The organism is Paenibacillus sp. CFBP13512, assembly GCF_005233705.1.
GTDB lineage: Bacteria > Bacillota > Bacilli > Paenibacillales > Paenibacillaceae > Saccharibacillus > Saccharibacillus nuruki.
The window spans coordinates 113,746-130,381 of the sequence record NZ_QGAD01000009.1; the positions used below are offsets into that span (position 1 = coordinate 113,746).

Below are 16,636 nucleotides of genomic sequence, written 5' to 3' on the forward strand. Positions count from 1 at the left end.
TCTATAAGTTCCCCTTAATCCGCAAAAGATACAAAAAAATAGAGAAGAAGTACAAACGCACTTCTCCCCCAGATCTAACCGCTATCAAGTAATCCATATTTTTTACGAAAACGTTCCAAGACTTTGATCCATCCACCTGCTAGAATCGCTAAGAAAAAGACATTCGACAATGCATGTGCCAGATCAAAATAAAAGCTTTGTGCGTATACTGCCAGTACTGCTTTCCATTCCAATGCCACCGCAAGATCAATCACAACCCATAGGTTCATAATCCAGCCGAATAGGAATCCCCAGATTAGCCCGAACGTCAGCAAGCCCAGTCTTTTACGCATCCACCAGGTATTGCGAAGTAACCCTGCGCTTACACCCATCATTCCCCACGCAAACATTTGCCATGGTGTCCACGGGCCTTGTCCAAAATAAATATTAGAAACAAGCGCAGCCATCGCCCCTACAATAAACCCTGCTTCAGAGCCGAACACAAGCGCAGATAAAATCACAATCGCCGAGACAGGCTTTACACTCGGTAAAGCAGCAAAAGGAATCCGGCTAACCGCCGCAATCGCCGCCAGCATCGCCAGTAAGACCAGTTCACGTGCTTCTAACTTCCGCCGTTCAAAGCGAACAAATAACGGCAACATCACCGCCATTAACAATACAAAGCTTAATAACATATAATGATCACTCAGCACCGCATTAGACAATGCTAATACTAGAATACTCAGCCCTACAGCGATCATCAGCCAGAGGCGGGAACGCGCCATAACTTCAGTACCTCCTCTGCGGTTAAGATACCGGGTAACCAATCCCGTACTACTCGATTGACTGCTGTCGTATAGAATACATTTTCACTAAAAAAGGTAGAAGGAACATCTGTAGCTGTAATCATACCATCGAACAACATGGCGCATCGACTACTATAACTCGCTGCAAATTCTACATCATGAGTTACGATTACAATCGTATGTCCAGCCTGACGAAGCTCCAGTAACTGCCGGGCTAAAGCGATTTTGGCAATTGGATCAAGCCCTTTGGTCGGTTCATCCAATAGTAAAATATCTGGATTAAGCAACAACACAATCGCTAAAGCCGTTTTCTGCTGTTGTCCACCGCTAATATCATGCGGATGCTTCTGTTCCAATCCTTCTAATTGCAGTTGCTTGATCAGCTTGGCAATCACAACTTCTGGTTCAGCGACCCCTGCATAGTGAGCCGCTGTATACAATTCTTCTACAACCGTATCATGGCTGAAATAGAGTAATGGATTTTGTGCCAGATAGCCGATTTTCACATGATCAGCTTGTTTGACTGTTCCTCGCCTTGGTTTCAGTAGCCCTGCCAGCAGTTGAAGCAGTGTCGATTTCCCTGCTCCATTGCCTCCAAGAATCGCTAACATTTCCCCCTTATAGATCTGCAAATCTAACTTTTTCAATACTTCAGCGCTTTTCTTTTCATATTGAAAAGTGACTTCACGACATTCTAATAATATCGATTCTTTGGATCGTTCAGGTGATTGCACCTTTTGCATAGATAAAGGATTAGACTGATTGGCTATAGCATGTACTGCCCCATCGTTCCAATCTAATGTCTGTAGCCACTGCTTGCCTTCTCGTACGGTTAACGGAATATGTAGATCTGAATAAGCTTCTTCTGTCTGCATCGTCCAGAATAACTGTGTCACTGAAGGCAAATATTTGAAATCATCGGATAGATCATCATGTGACTTCAGATCATGTATACGACGTGTCTGTATCTGCTGACTGACTTCACGCGGAGAACCGCTATATTTCAATTTCCCTTTTTCCAACATAATCATCTGATCGGCTAGCGGAATTACTTCTTCTAAGCGATGTTCACTGATAATCACAGTCATTGAAAATTCTCGATTTAACCGATAGACCATCGAAATAAATTCACGCGCGGCGACTGGATCTAATTGAGATGTTGGTTCATCAAGTAGAAGCAACTTCGGCTGTAATAGCAACACCGAAGCAAGATTAAGCAATTGCTTTTGCCCGCCGGATAATTCATGGATCGGCTTGTATAATAAAGGTTCTAATCCAAAAAATTGCGCAATCTCTGCTAATCGACTACGCATCACAGGAAGCGAATACCCCAGATTTTCCATACCAAAAGATAATTCATGCCAGACCACATCCATCACAATACTGTTATCTGGATTTTGGAACACCATGCCTATCTCTTGCGCAGACTGCTGGGCTGGTAATTCGTTCAATAGATTACCGTTATAATAAATGGTTCCATGGTTCTGCCCGACAGGTGTTAATTCAGGTTTGAGTTGTCGGAGTAATGTCGTTTTGCCACAACCTGAAGCTCCGCACAATACAACAAAATCGCCTTCATTCACTGTAAACGTGATATCACTTAATACCTGATGCTGTTCGTCAGGATAGGCAAATGAAAGTTGTTTTACTTGGAGTATTTCCATGATAGCCATTCCTTTCCTTCTACAATCACAGGAATCAGCATATAGATGCCAAAACATACATACAGTATCCAATCCTGCATACTGAATACCATCGATTGCATTCGTGGATAGATCACTGCTCGTCCCCAACCGAGCGCACTGCCGACCATGATAACGAGGATCAATACAGATAGACATCCAGTAAGCCAGCGATCTCTACGATCCATCCGATGCACGACATAAGCGGTACGCTTGGTTGTACCGTATCCGCGTGCTTTCATCGAGTCTGCGCTTTGTAGAGCTTCTTCTAGCGACCAGACCAGCAGTACTTTGACAAGTGTCATTCCATCCCTCATTCGCTTGGTGAGTGAACCTTCGTGGACACTGATCCCTCGTGTACGTTGCACTAACGTAATCTGGCTTAATCGTCTGCGTAATAAAGGGACAAATCGTAATGCCATCATCACCACCAATGCACTTTGAGGAACAAGTCTTGCAAACAAATACATAAATTTATCGGTCGTCACATTGTAGTTATACGATAAGCTGGTCAACAAAATCAGTGTTAGCGATAACAACATGGTCACTCCGTACAATACCGATTCTAACGTGATCGGCTGATCCATAAAGTAAAATAAAATGTGACGACCTCGATGAGAAATCAACGGATTAATAACAACGATCGCTATACCGATCAACAGATACAACGGAAGCATTTTGACTATTGTACCTCCATGCTTTTGCATCACAATCAAACTCACCAGCAATACAATCCCTGTCAGCAAAAATACAGGATGAAACAAAAGCATCCCGCACAATAACAGTCCTCCGTAAAATAAAAACAAAGTCACTGGATGAAGAGCACGGAATCCGCTAGTCAATTTTTGGCTCCTACATCTTTACCAAGATCTGTGGTGTATAACCAGTCGATTCGATCACCGACTTGAACTTTATACGCGCCTGCACTCATATTAGGGAAATTGCCATTCACTTTGAACATCCATCCACTGGTAGGTCCTTCGTCAAATTCATACAGATTGTCGATCCCTTCTACATAAGCGAACCCACTAGATCCTTGATACTCCATCGGAATGCCTTTGCTACGAGTCACTCGCTTGAGTAAATCAAGAGCGCTCTCACCTGCTTCTACAGGCACTGCTGTAGCACCTAGAATATTGCTGTCTCCAGTGATCGATAATGTCGCTGTCGATGCTTGAGGCTGTGGTGTAGAGACCGGTGGTGTCTTAGCTGGTGCAGATGAACCTGACTCTTTCGGTGTTGTTGTAGAAGGCTTGGTTGTACTGGTACTTGGCTTGCTTGATGGTTTATCTGTAGCAGTACTTTTATCTTTGGTGGTATCTGTCGTGTTTTTGGTTGTACTTTCTTTGTTGGTCTTCGGAGTCTGTTCTTTAGCATTTTCGGTTGACTCTTTTGTTGATGCTGAACTTGAAGCACTGGACTTATGACTTGATGGTTCTGTCGATGCACTGGATGAAGAATCATTGGTATTCTCTTTTTGATCGTTAGCTGCATGGGTCGTGTCTGCTTCAGTCGGAACTTGAGTACCTGTAGCATCTTTAGGCGTTGATTCTGTAGAAGAATCTTGTGAGTCTGTACCTTTGTCTATCGTAGCCTCTTGAGATGATGCTGAATCCGAAGTGGCTGGAGAGTCTGTCGTTGCGGTTGTCTGAGAATCGATCGCAGACGAAGGATTCGTTGGTGCTGTAGAAGAACAACCACTGACTAATAACAACGTCAACACCATAGCTGTAATCGCTAGCGACAAGCTATATCTTTTGCCTGATCGGTTGAAAAGAGCTTGGGATCGCGAATTTTTATCATTCAGTTGCTTGCGCTCTGTACAGGTATCTTTCTCTGTATCTGTCTGGTTCATCTTGCATTAAGCCTCCTTAAATACACAAAACGGAACGCTGGACACTATGATCCCCGTTCCGCTATGTGTGTAATGAGTGATATCTTTTATTTTACCGTAAAATTAGTTCGCTTGTGCCATCTTTTGTACATTGATCGCTACAACTGCTGCCATTTCACGTGTTACTTTAGCTTGTGGATCAAATGTATTGTTTGCACCCACCATAATTCCATTGCTCACAACAGCACTAACAGCAGGACGTGCATAGCTGCCGATTTTCGCTTGATCAGCAAAAGAAGTATTGGATGTCCCTTTGAGTGCAAATGCACGAGTCAACATGACTGCCATATCCTGACGGGATACCGGTTGATTCGGTTGGAAAGATGTAGCGTTGATACCTGTAATGATTCCTTTACTCTTCGCTGTCATAATCGCATTGTAATACCACTGGTTCGATGATACATCTTTGAATGCTGTACCATTTGAAAGCGTATTACTAGACTCTGTTGCTCCCGTCAAACGCACCACCAAGGCTGCAAATTGAGCGCGTGTTAATTGTTGTTTCGGCGCGAAACGAAGTTCCTGATCACTTACCCCTAGCATTAGCCCTGCATCATAAGCACGATGTACCGAATCAGAAGCCCATGCTGAAATCGTATTTTCATCTGTAAATGTCACCGCTGTTGTTGTGCCTGTATCTACAGGTGAAGTCGATGAATTTGCTAGATTATAGATCGTATTACCACTACTCAAATACTGTTGATACGCCACCAAAGCAAGCAATGCTTGTTCTGTTGCAATATTGTCGCCTGCACCGCCTACTGTATGGCTATATGCACCATTATTTTGACGGAATTGGCTAAGACGTGTCATCAGATCACCGTTTGATTTGGTAAAGCGTGCGTCTTTAGGATTAATGCCTGCTGAAGCCAGTGCAACAATCACTTGAGATACACTTTCACTACTATCATCGTTATAAGCAGAATATCCACCATTCGCTTGTTGTTGTGTAGATAGATACTGGACTGCTTTGTCGATCGCTGTCTGTACTTGAATCTGTGTGCGTTCAGGTGCAAGCGCAGCAACTGCCATAGCGGTCATATCGACACTGCTAGCTTCACCTGTTGCGAGCGGGAATCCACCATCACTATTTTGCGCGCTTAACAACCATGTCACTAACTTGTCTTTGTTCCATGTTGCTGTAGAAGCTACGTTATAGTTGTCGCTGTTAAGTGCAATTAGAGCAAAGATCGGCCCATTGGTTCCTTGAGCTGTCATTTTCTCATGGTTGACCATTTTGTCGATTAAGTTCACACCATTTACAGCGGTCGGATTGCCACCTGCTGCTTTGATCCCTAGAATCAATCGTTCCAGATCGGTCACTTTACGGAACGAACCTGCGGATTCTTTCACCTGAACAGTCGCCCCAGTTAAATAACTTGCAGGTAATGTTCCTCCTGCGCGTGCAATACCGACAGCTTCCCATTCAGTTAACGAGTCATGTGTTAATACATTTTTGACTGTTGTATTAATATCTGTTGTTAATTGTTGAAGATCAGCAGAACTGGCTAATACATCACTATTAATAACGGCATATTTAGTAAAATGAGAAACGGTTCCTGTAATAATACCTGTTTTGGCATCCAATGCAGTTGGAACAGGAATCCATTGATTGGTAGCTTCATTGAGCCATGCAATCGTTAGCTTGGACATTGTATTATTGTAGACAGGAATTTTGAATGAAAGATAGACCGGTTTCTCAAACTGCTGTCCATTTGGTGTAAATTCGTACAGACTGGATACTAGCTCTGGACGACTACCCATTTCTTCTTCAATGCCAATCGTAGTGTTGCTTTTCACACTATTTGCTGGCACGATAAATTGTACTTTACCTGCTGGATCAGCAAGTGTTGCTTTCTGATCTGCTTTTACTTCTGTACTCACACTGACTTTGGGCGCAGATTCTAATGCTTTAGCAATCGAAGTGGCTGTGCTTGCTGTCATCGGTGAACCTGAATTAAGCACTGTCGTCGTCTGCCCTGCTTCTTGGACAGGCAATTGGTTAGTCGATTTCACTTTCAATTGAGACAATTCACTTTCGACTTGAGAAGGAATCGTTGCCGGGAAAGCAATACCTAGACTGTTAGTAGCACTTCCACCACCGCCAGAAACAGTCGAAGTACCATCGCTATAACGCCATGCTAAATTGTCTCCTGCTTTTAACGTATACGCTCCTGCTCCTGTATTCGGTTGTTGTCCATTGACCGTATATACCCAACCACTTAAAGGTCCTTTATCAAATTCACTGAGTCCATCAATAGCTGTAACGTAAGCTGTACCTCCGCTACCTCTATAACTCACACGACTTGAACCTAACTGACGTAGTAATACGCTAAAAGCGGTATCTCTATTTTGCAATGTAATCGAAGTCGTAGGCAAGATAGTACTGTCACCTGTAACAGACATCGTTATTGTATTGGCAGTCGGTGTCGTTGTGCTTCCACCTGTACTGTTATCGTTAGCCACAATTAATGTAGACGTATTGCGAACAATGACGGGTACATTATTACTCCGATATCCTGTGACAGCTACGGTATATGATCCTGCACTCATTTTGTTAAATGAAGCGATCCCTTGTGCATTAGTCGTCACCGTTTGGTTACCGACTTGTACTTGTACATTTGCCGCAGGGCTTACTACTTTATCGCTGGTAAAGGTATCATTATTCCATACCCAATCTGCTTTTTGTACCGTAACGTTGAAGCCACTACTTGATTTCGGTAACGCAGGTGATGTCGTGACAGACTCTACTAATGAGATGCCATAAGCTCCAAAATACACATACACTTGATCCGAAGGTTCTAATACAAATGCGTCCATACCTACATCTGGAGATATCCATTGACCATTACGTTTGACCGCAAATAACCAACCACTGGATGGGTCTAGATCACCACTGTTAATGCCTGCAATACCAGTCACATATTTACCAAAAGAAGCACTGGCAATTGTTAACTTGATTCCGTTTTGCGAAGCTACATTTTGAAGAGCATCCAATGCATAGACAGCATCTGTTACTCCTGTTGTTACAGGTGCAGCAGGCCCTTCTACGGTTACAGAAGCTTGTACTTTATTGCCTTGTCCGGGTTCAGGAGTAGGCGTTGGGTCTGGCTCAGGTTGTGGTGCTACAGGAGGATTAGGATTCGTGTATAGTACCCCTGCATTTTGTGTATATAGATCATAAGCAATTAATGCTCGTAATGCTTGATCCGTTGAAAAAGCTTTATCTGATGCGCTTGCTTTGAGTTCATGACGGAAACCACCATCACTATTTTGAAAAGCAAGTAAACGATCGATTAACGATTTTCCATTTTTCTCAAATTGAAGGTCAGTTGGATTGAGTCCAAATGAAGCTAGACCAATAATCGTCTGAGCAATCGATTCACTGCTCGAATCGTCTGACTTCTGGATCAACCAATTGACGGCTTTTTGTCCTGCTGTCTGTACATCAGTACGATCTTTGTAAGGTGCTAATGCACTAAGTGCCATACCATAATAATCTGTTGCCATTTCGGGTCCATTGATCGCTGCTACTACACTATTAATTAGTGTATCGCGCCCTTGCTTCGCACCATTAGATACTTGGTAAGTGCCTGAATCCAGAGCAATCAAGGCAAACATCGGTCCATTAACACCTTGTTGATTAATATTGTCATGATTCACTAATTTGTCGATCAAATTACAGTTAGAAATGTTCGTCGCATTCAAGCCTGCGGATGTTCCAGCAATCACCATACGTGCCAGTTCTGTTACCGAAGGCTTGGCTTGAGCACATAAGTTGGTTACTTCTGTTCTCAGACTGGTATAGTAGCTAGCCGGTAACGCTTTGCCTGTACGTGCATAGCTCACAGCGATCCAATCGCCATCTACTCCACCATTAGCATCGATATATTGCATCGCTTGCGTGATAGCCTGACCATATACAGATTGGGTGACGTTCGTATTGACGGTTGAATCGTTAGTAGAAGAATCATTCGAAGTGTAGACCGCTTGAGATACGGTGGTTTTCGTAGGATTCGATTCATCTGCTGCATACGCAGAAGCAGAAAATATACCAGACGGTACTAATGTAGCGATCGTAAGAACCAGTGTTAAGATCGTAGCGATCCACTGACGGGATAGAGATGATTTCATATGAGACCTTCTTTCTTGTTTTAATAAAATGGTCATAACGACAGTACAACATAAAAAAGCCACTTCAGCGGAAGTGACTTAAAAGGCATAACAGTACAGCATTTCATCGCCTATCTATAGTGTAGGCTTAGAATGATATGACTGTTTCTCCTCTTTGCTCCGAAGATGATAGAAACGATTGCTCGCAAGGCAGGTCTCCTGGCTCTGCTTCATCACATCCTCCTACCTTCCCATCGCTTCATGCAACAGTGGCGTACTACTGGAGTTGTTCAGCATTTACAGTGGCGGGACCGCGCCGGAATACACCGGACTTCCCTTTTAAGCGGATACAAAACCATATTCGTATCTGCACCTTGGACAATAGAATATATGTAATTGTCGTATTTATCATAGCGATAGCACAGGGCTTTGTCTACGAATTACGCTAAATTACTTATAGAAAATATATGAAAAATAAAAGCGCATCCTGCTCACAGGATACGCTTCTTTATAACAATAATATTCGGCTTACGCTTTAACTTCCATCGTCCAACCAAATGGATCTTCGGCTACGCCTTTTTGGATGCCTGTTAATGTCTCATACAACTTGGCAGACAATTCGCCTGTTTTGCCTTCGTTGATGATCATTTTTTCGCCTTGCCAGTTCAGTTCACCCATTGGAGAAATAACCGCTGCGGTACCTGTACCGAACGCTTCTTCCAATTTGCCTTCTTTGTGCGCTTCTTCTAATTCATCAATTGAAAGAATGCGTTCTTCCACAGGAATATCCCAGTGCTTCAGCAATTGAATAATCGAATCGCGCGTAATTCCGCTAAGAATACTACCGTTTAGTGCAGGTGTTACCACGATACCGTTGATTTTGAAAAAGACGTTCATACTACCGACTTCTTCGATGTATTTACGGTGCACGCCATCTAACCATAGCACTTGAGAGTAACCCAATTCTGTAGCGCCTTCTTGTGCTTTAAGTCCTGCTGCATAGTTACCTGCTGTTTTCGCCATACCTACACCGCCGGGAACAGCACGTACATATTTAGATTCAACGAAAATTTTAACCGGATTGATGCCTTCTGCATAATAAGCACCTACAGGTGAAAGAATAATCATAAATTTATACTGACGAGAAGGAGATACACCAAGAGTTGGTTCAGTTGCGATAACAAATGGACGCACATACAGTGAATTACCTTCACCTTCTGGAATCCATTCACGATCCGTTAGAATCAACTGACGCAAAGCTTCAAGTGCCAATTCAGGATCAACTTCTGGAATACTCATACGCTCATTTGAAATATTTAGACGCTCTATATTTTTGGTAGGACGGAACATGAGGACACGTCCATCTTCGGTTGCATATGCTTTAAGCCCTTCAAAAATCGTTTGTCCATAATGGAATACTTTTGCCGCCGGGTCCATCATAATGGGTTGATAGGGAACGATACGTGCATCATGCCAACCTTGCCCTGCATCATAATCCAAAATAAACATATGATCTGTAAATTGTGTACCAAATACTACCCCATCCATTGATGACGGTTTCTCTTTTTTATTCTTTGTATGCTCAACAGTGATCTCTATACTCATAGTCTATATCTCCTTAAACAAATTATTCCCTAAATCATATCACTTCTTATCCCAAATCGAAAATACTTAAAAACAATAAGTTGATAGGTAAGCTGTCAAAGCAACTTTAGCCTCTACTCAATGCCTCTTTTTCCTTTATAATAAATCACAGTACATTCAAACAAGGAGGCAAGATCTGTTATGACTATTCCTGAAAATAATTCGATCAACAATATCGAGCGGTTTTCCGGTTTTGAAGATGTCTATGATCAGCATCGTCCAGTGGCGCCTAGTCTTGTAGTTGATATCCTTTCAAATTATTTGCAAAAGAAACCCGGACTTGTGGTCGATGTGGGCTGTGGTACAGGGTTATCTTCTTTTATATGGCGGGATCGGGCAGACCGAATTATTGGGGTAGAACCGAATCTGGATATGTTAAATAAAGCTCGGTATAAGCTCAGTCTGACGACACAAGCCGATCATTTATCATTTGAACAAGGCTACTCGAATCAGCTTTCTCTGGATTCGAATAGCACCGATATCGTCACATGCTCTCAGTCGTTCCATTGGATGGAACCTGTCAGTACACTCAAAGAAATCGCTCGTGTGCTGGTACCCGGTGGTATTTTTGCGACATACGATTGCGACTGGCCACCTACAGTCAACTGGCAACTGGAACGCGAATACAACAACTTATTAGCGATCTCAGAGCGTATTATTGCAGAACAAGCAGACCCTCACAAAGTTGCTCATAAGCGCAATAAAGACAACCATCTTCAACAGATTGAGCAAAGTGGCTACTTCCGATTTACCAAAGAAATTGTATTTCACAATATCGAAGCATGTAGTGCAGAACGGTATGTAGGGATTTTGCTCAGTCAGGGGGGAATTCAAGCAGCACTTCAATTAAAATCTGATTATTTAGAATCCGAGATTAATATTTTCCAAGCGATGGCAGATGATTATTTCCGTGGTGGAGTCACCAATGCCATGTTCAGTTATCGGATGAGACTCGGGATTCGTTGATCGAGATGGCTTGATTAGGATTGGAAATGAGAAGAAGCACTGAACTAATGTTCAGTGCTTTTGTTGTGAAGAATACGTATCTTCAAGCTACTATATTTTCAGGTTCATTTACAACCCTTTTTCACGTAAATTGATATGATCTAGCTCTGTACTGCTATTAAAAATAAATTCTAACTGATAAGCTCCGCGCACATACGTAACTTTCGTTTGCTTCATTTTGCCATTTTTGATTGTTGTTGTAGCACTTGGTGTGTACCAGTTTTTGAGTAACATTTTCATCGTGATCCCACCGATATTGGTCTGACGTTCAACATTAGTACCGAAGTAACGCATCTCACGAATTTTGGTCAATTTATAGTTAAATGCATAACCCGGATTCCCCATCTCTGCATGATACGTATCGAATCCGTCAGCATCGGTCATCGCTTTGTCCGGTTTACCAAAAGCTTTCACCACTTGATCTCTAGTCGTTTTGCCGACTGTAAATGCACTGGCATTGCCCGGAAGTTGCCCTTTTAAAGCTGGTTTGTAGAAGCTATTTAGCGTTTTCAAAGCCATTTGGCTATCGCTAGCCGTAACTTTGCTAGGTGTAGCCGCAGATACCGTCTGTACAGAAGCGAATCCACTGGTGAGTCCAAGCGTTCCGACAGCCAATACACCTGTAAGTGTAGCTGTAAGCATGACTTGTTTGATCGATTTTTGAGTATTCATATTCATTTCCTCCTTGTGAATAAGGCTATAAACTATGTCTTATTCATGTGTGTGTTGCTTGATTCCAACGATAGTCTGTTCATTGTGATAGAGATTAAGTAACTATATACTTATCTATACCAAAAGTATAAGCGCTTATACTTAATATTTCAGAGTATACTTTTTAAAGTGTTCTACTGTCAACAATATAGGACTTTGGTCGCTATGTTAATCTATTAACATGAGGTTGAAGTTCTAGAGAAAAGGGTATTTAACAGCTACAGACTTTAAAATGAACAGGGGTGGAGACAATGGATATGGAGACAACAACAAGCGAAGAAACGACTATACCACATCGTCCAAGAATTGCGTTGACAGGAGCAAGTGGTTATATCGGGCACAATCTATTGAAGCGACTAACCGATCATTACGATGTCATTGCTTTGTCCAGACATGGCGATGATAAAGAAAACAGTGAACATGTTGAATGGCGTTCTTGTGAATTGTTCTCGATATCTGATGCAGAAAAAGCGTTAGAAGGTGCAGACTATGCGATCTATCTTGTACATTCTATGATGCCAACTGCCAAGCTAACCCAGGCTCATTTTGAAGATATGGACGTTATTTTAGCAGATCATTTTGCACGGGCAGCCAAAAAAAATGGAATCAAACAAATCGTTTATCTAAGTGGTATTATTCCTGAAGGAGTTCCACGGGACAAATTATCACGTCATTTACGTAGTCGTCTGGAAGTGGAGCAGATTCTAGGCTCTTATGGAGTGCCTGTAACAACTATTCGTGCAGGACTGATCGTCGGACCTCAAGGTTCTTCGTTCCCGATCCTTGCCAAGTTGGTACAACGTTTACCCGTAATGACATTACCGACATGGACACGTACAGAGACGCATCCTATTGCTTTATCTGATGTACTGCAAGCTTTGAAAAAAAGTATCGGTAGTACCGAATTATATAATCGTGCGATAGATGTCGGTGGCCCTGATATCATGACATACAAACAAATGATGATGAAAACCGCAGATGTGATGGAGAAAAAACGTGCCTTCCATGACGTTCCTTTTCTAACGATTCATCTATCCCGTCTCTGGGTTACACTGGTGACAGGAATGCCCAAAGAGATGGTATATCCACTCGTTGAAAGTCTAGCGCATCCCATGGTAGCGAATCCTGAACGCAAAGTCGAAGGCATCAGCGATGGACAGATTACATTTGAAGAGTCTGCCAAATCTGCACTGGAAGAAGAAGCGAAGGAAAAAGAAAAAGCCAAAGAGAAAAAAGAACAGGCTAGTGCTTCTTCTGCTTCTGCCCCCGCTCCTGCAACGGAATCAGTGTCAGATGTACGCTCTATCCAGCGTGTCGTTTTACCTGACGGTAAAAATGCAGACTGGGCAGGTAAGTATTATATGGAGTGGTTAGGCGGCATAGCCAAATTCTTGATTCGTACTGAATATGATGGTAGCAGTATTTACCGTGTCTATATTCGCCCTTCCCGTCAGCCTATTTTGGAGTTAACCTATTCTCCTGAATTAAGCAGTAAAGATAGTGCAGTTTACCATATTACAGGCGGCGCTTTTACCAAAACCAAAGAAAATCACGAAGGACGATTGGAATTTTTACAAGTTCCGGGTACACAGGATTGTGTTATTGCTATCCATGATTACCTTCCTTCTTTACCGTGGTTTATCTATAAATTCACTCAAGCCAAAGTACATCTATGGGTCATGTATGCTTTCCGTCGTCATTTGAAACGAATGATCAAAACAGGCAAGCAACATGAATTCCCGGGTGGTCAACAATCTCAAGATTCGCAACATGCCCCTACGCATGCGATAAGCGGTACCCACAGTACGCCTTAATATCTTTGTCGATAAGTTAGGATAGAACGCATCATAGGATTTCACAGGTCTGAACATTCATTGTCATGATGAATAGATTCAGACCTTTTTATATCGTCGATTAATACATGTATAAACAAGGATCTGAATCTCCTTTTGGGATGATCTGTATATTCATGATAAAATAAATAAATACGATAGATACCACAAGCCGAAGGGAGCTTATTATACTGTGAAAAACGAACTGATTGAACGCTTAACTTCTTACGTGCAAATTGATACCCAATCCAACGAGGATAGTGAGACTTGCCCTTCTACTCCGGGACAATGGACGCTTCTTCACCAATTGGTTGAAGAATTAGAACAGATTGGTATGGAAGATGTCACTCTAGACGGCAACGGTTATGTCATGGCAACTTTGCCTTCGAATACAGATCAACAAGCACCTGTGATCGGCTTTCTAGCTCATGTTGATACAGCGACTGACTTTACAGGCAAGAATGTAAAACCAAAGCTTCTTGAAAATTATAATGGTGGCGATATTCTACTGAATGCTGATGTAGGCGTTGTGCTTTCACCAAAAGATTTCCCGGAATTGGAGCAATATAAAGGTCATACACTGATGACTACCGATGGAACTACACTACTTGGTGCGGATAACAAAGCAGGGATTGCTGAGATTATGACAGCGATGCACTACTTGATCGATCATCCCGAAATCAAGCATGGCAAAATCAGAGTAGCTTTTACACCGGATGAAGAAATTGGTCGCGGCCCGCATTTATTCGATGTAGCGAAGTTCGGTGCAGAATATGCGTATACCGTAGATGGCGGTCCACTGGGAGAACTTGAATATGAGACATTCAATGCCGCTGCCGCTAAAGTCACTTGCAAAGGCAGTAATGTGCATCCCGGTACAGCTAAAAACAAAATGGTGAATGCAGCGAAAATTGCGATGGAACTGCATCGTCGTCTTCCAGCAGGTGAAGCTCCTGAATTTACAGATGGTTATGAAGGATTCTTCCATCTTTCTTCTATTCAAGGAGATGTAGAAGAAACGCAATTATCTTATATTATTCGTGATTTTAACCGTGAAAATTTTGAACATAGAAAAAATCTATTAACTAGCATTGTCGAAGAATTTGGACAAACGTATGGTGAAAACAATATTTTGATCGAAATGAAAGATCAATATTACAATATGCGTGAAAAAATAGAGCCTGTAAAACATATCGTCGATATAGCAGGACAAGCGATGAAAAATGTAGGTGTTGAACCTCATATTACTCCTGTTCGCGGAGGAACTGATGGTGCTCAATTGTCTTATATGGGTCTACCTACCCCGAATATTTTTACAGGTGGCGAAAATTATCATGGTAAATACGAGTACGTGTCTGTAAATAATATGGTCAAAGCCACAGAAGTGATTGTTGAAATTGCTCAATTATTTGCCAAACCCAATCAAGCGTAATATTCCGTCTGGATCGAATAACTTATAATCCATCTAAATACGATAGAAAGCAGGTATAACTCTATGACATTTTCGACTTCTCTTCAACGCACAGTAGCTCCTTTTCGTGCAGATCAGGTAGGTAGTCTACTGCGCACCGATACGATCAAGCAAGCTCGTCTTCAATACACAAGCGGTGAACTTCATGCAGATCAGCTACGTGAGATTGAAAATGAAGAAATTCGCCGAATCGTAGCGAAGCAAGAAGAAATCGGTTTATTATCGATTACAGATGGTGAATTTCGCCGGGCATGGTGGCACTTTGACTTTTTAGAGCGTTTGGATGGAGTTGAGGGGTACGACACTGAAGGTGGTATTCAATTTCACAATACAACGACCAAAGCACATGGAGTCAAAGTCACAGACAAAATCGACTTCACTACTCATTCGCATGTGGATGATTACGCATTTCTGCATAGCATCGTCAGTCAAGGTCGTACTGCGAAAATGACGATTCCAAGTCCGAATATGTTGTTGTTCCGTGGTCAAATTGAAACGGATTTGTATGAGGATCGTGATGTTCTTTTGCATGATTTGGCACAAGCGTATCAAAAAGCTATTCGTGCTTTTTACGACGCAGGTTGCCGTTATCTGCAATTGGATGATACGTCATGGGCAGCATTCTTTTCAGAAGAAGCCAAAGCCAAGTTGCGTAACGATGGCAAAGATCCAGATCAAATGCTTGCAGATGCGGCTAAATTAATCAATGAATCGATTGCTAATCGTCCAGCAGATATGATGATTACAATGCATATTTGCCGGGGGAATTTCCGCTCGACATGGGCAGCATCTGGTGGTTATGATGGCGCAGCCGAGACCATTTTGGATGGACTGGATCTGGATGGATTATTTATGGAATATGATGACGAACGTTCAGGATCATTTGATGCGCTTCGCTTTGTGAAACGTCCGAATCTACAAATTGTACTGGGTCTGGTCACTTCCAAATATGGAGAATTGGAACATCCTGATGAGATTAAGCGTCGGATTGATGCCGCATCCAAATTCGTGAATCTAGATCAATTATGCTTGAGTCCACAATGTGGATTTGCTTCAACAGAAGAAGGTAATTTATTAACCGAAGAGCAACAATGGGATAAACTACGTCATGTTATCCAAATCTCGCAAGAGGTCTGGAAATAAATATCGCATGTGTGCATTAAATATTGGAGTGAATCATTATGGAATGTCGGGTTGGCTGTGCCGCCTGTTGTATCGCAATCTCTATTTCTTCACCGATCCCGGGGATGCCGGAAGGTAAACCTGCTGGAGTTCCTTGTCCCCAACTAACTACAGAGCGCCGTTGCGGATTATTCGGTCGACCGGAGCGTCCAGACGTATGTGGTGGATTACCAGCTTCTTTAGAGATGTGCGGTACAACAAATGAAGAAGCTTTTGCTTATCTAGAAGCCTTAGAACAAGCAACAGCTCCTACCAAGTATAGATCATAGCATCATCCATCATCGCTTTAACCATTTCCCTTTTACAGACGATCAGAA

The 16,636-nt window shown here is 42.4% G+C and carries 12 protein-coding genes and 1 riboswitch; of the genes, 5 read left to right on the top strand and 7 right to left on the bottom strand.

All coding sequences use genetic code 11. The features are described 5' to 3' along the window. Window positions 1–74 precede the first annotated feature (74 nt). The 6 genes from PaeCFBP13512_RS14490 to PaeCFBP13512_RS14515 all read right to left on the bottom strand — a co-directional run bounded on the left by PaeCFBP13512_RS14490 (window position 75) and on the right by PaeCFBP13512_RS14515 (window position 10,079). Window positions 75–764, bottom strand: coding sequence for an ECF transporter S component (locus tag PaeCFBP13512_RS14490; RefSeq protein WP_069326588.1), 690 nt, complete (start codon window positions 762–764; stop codon window positions 75–77). Then, window positions 740–2,458, bottom strand: coding sequence for an ABC transporter ATP-binding protein (locus PaeCFBP13512_RS14495; protein WP_241669386.1), 1,719 nt, complete (start codon window positions 2,456–2,458; stop codon window positions 740–742). Before PaeCFBP13512_RS14495 ends, PaeCFBP13512_RS14490 begins: the two co-directional genes overlap by 25 nt. After that, the gene (locus PaeCFBP13512_RS14500) at window positions 2,431–3,309 is read right to left on the bottom strand and encodes an energy-coupling factor transporter transmembrane component T (protein ID WP_137223983.1); all 879 of its coding nucleotides are present in this window, start codon (window positions 3,307–3,309) and stop codon (window positions 2,431–2,433) included. The genes PaeCFBP13512_RS14495 and PaeCFBP13512_RS14500 overlap by 28 nt, the downstream gene beginning before the upstream one ends. Beyond that, window positions 3,306–4,322, bottom strand: coding sequence for a DUF4430 domain-containing protein (locus PaeCFBP13512_RS14505; protein ID WP_137223985.1), 1,017 nt, complete (start codon window positions 4,320–4,322; stop codon window positions 3,306–3,308). The genes PaeCFBP13512_RS14500 and PaeCFBP13512_RS14505 overlap by 4 nt, the downstream gene beginning before the upstream one ends. A gap of 102 nt (window positions 4,323–4,424) precedes the next feature. Next, window positions 4,425–8,495 carry an S-layer homology domain-containing protein gene (locus PaeCFBP13512_RS14510; RefSeq protein WP_161594276.1) on the bottom strand — a complete coding sequence of 1,357 codons (4,071 nt, stop codon included), beginning with the start codon at window positions 8,493–8,495 and terminating at the stop codon, window positions 4,425–4,427. Between the two features lie 171 nt (window positions 8,496–8,666). After that, a riboswitch (cobalamin riboswitch) is annotated at window positions 8,667–8,866 on the bottom strand. A gap of 136 nt (window positions 8,867–9,002) precedes the next feature. Beyond that, complete coding sequence (locus PaeCFBP13512_RS14515; RefSeq protein ID WP_137223989.1) at window positions 9,003–10,079, bottom strand: branched-chain amino acid aminotransferase; 1,077 nt, start codon at window positions 10,077–10,079, stop codon at window positions 9,003–9,005. 180 nt (window positions 10,080–10,259) lie between these two features. On the opposite strand from PaeCFBP13512_RS14515, the gene PaeCFBP13512_RS14520 reads away from it, so the two are divergent. Continuing rightward, window positions 10,260–11,084 (top strand): class I SAM-dependent methyltransferase, encoded by an 825-nt coding sequence (locus PaeCFBP13512_RS14520; RefSeq protein WP_069326583.1) that lies wholly within the window; start codon window positions 10,260–10,262, stop codon window positions 11,082–11,084. Window positions 11,085–11,192: 108 nt separating this feature from the next. Here PaeCFBP13512_RS14520 and PaeCFBP13512_RS14525 read toward each other — a convergent pair whose 3' ends face one another. Beyond that, on the bottom strand, window positions 11,193–11,795 hold the full coding sequence (locus PaeCFBP13512_RS14525) for a YjgB family protein (RefSeq protein ID WP_137223991.1): 603 nt from the start codon (window positions 11,793–11,795) through the stop codon (window positions 11,193–11,195). 290 nt (window positions 11,796–12,085) lie between these two features. Between PaeCFBP13512_RS14525 and PaeCFBP13512_RS14530 the strand changes: the two genes are divergently transcribed. From PaeCFBP13512_RS14530 to PaeCFBP13512_RS14545, 4 genes are all read left to right on the top strand, one after another. Continuing rightward, complete coding sequence (locus PaeCFBP13512_RS14530) at window positions 12,086–13,648, top strand: NAD(P)H-binding protein (protein ID WP_241669387.1); 1,563 nt, start codon at window positions 12,086–12,088, stop codon at window positions 13,646–13,648. Window positions 13,649–13,859: 211 nt separating this feature from the next. Then, window positions 13,860–15,098: a peptidase T gene (pepT, locus tag PaeCFBP13512_RS14535; protein WP_137223993.1), complete on the top strand. Its 1,239-nt coding sequence runs from the start codon at window positions 13,860–13,862 to the stop codon at window positions 15,096–15,098. Between the two features lie 63 nt (window positions 15,099–15,161). Continuing rightward, the gene (locus PaeCFBP13512_RS14540; RefSeq protein WP_137223995.1) at window positions 15,162–16,280 is read left to right on the top strand and encodes a 5-methyltetrahydropteroyltriglutamate--homocysteine S-methyltransferase; all 1,119 of its coding nucleotides are present in this window, start codon (window positions 15,162–15,164) and stop codon (window positions 16,278–16,280) included. Window positions 16,281–16,318: 38 nt separating this feature from the next. Next, a complete protein-coding gene (locus tag PaeCFBP13512_RS14545) occupies window positions 16,319–16,588 on the top strand; it encodes a YkgJ family cysteine cluster protein (RefSeq protein ID WP_069326579.1) in 270 nt (89 codons plus the stop codon). The last annotated feature ends 48 nt before the right edge of the window (window positions 16,589–16,636 follow it).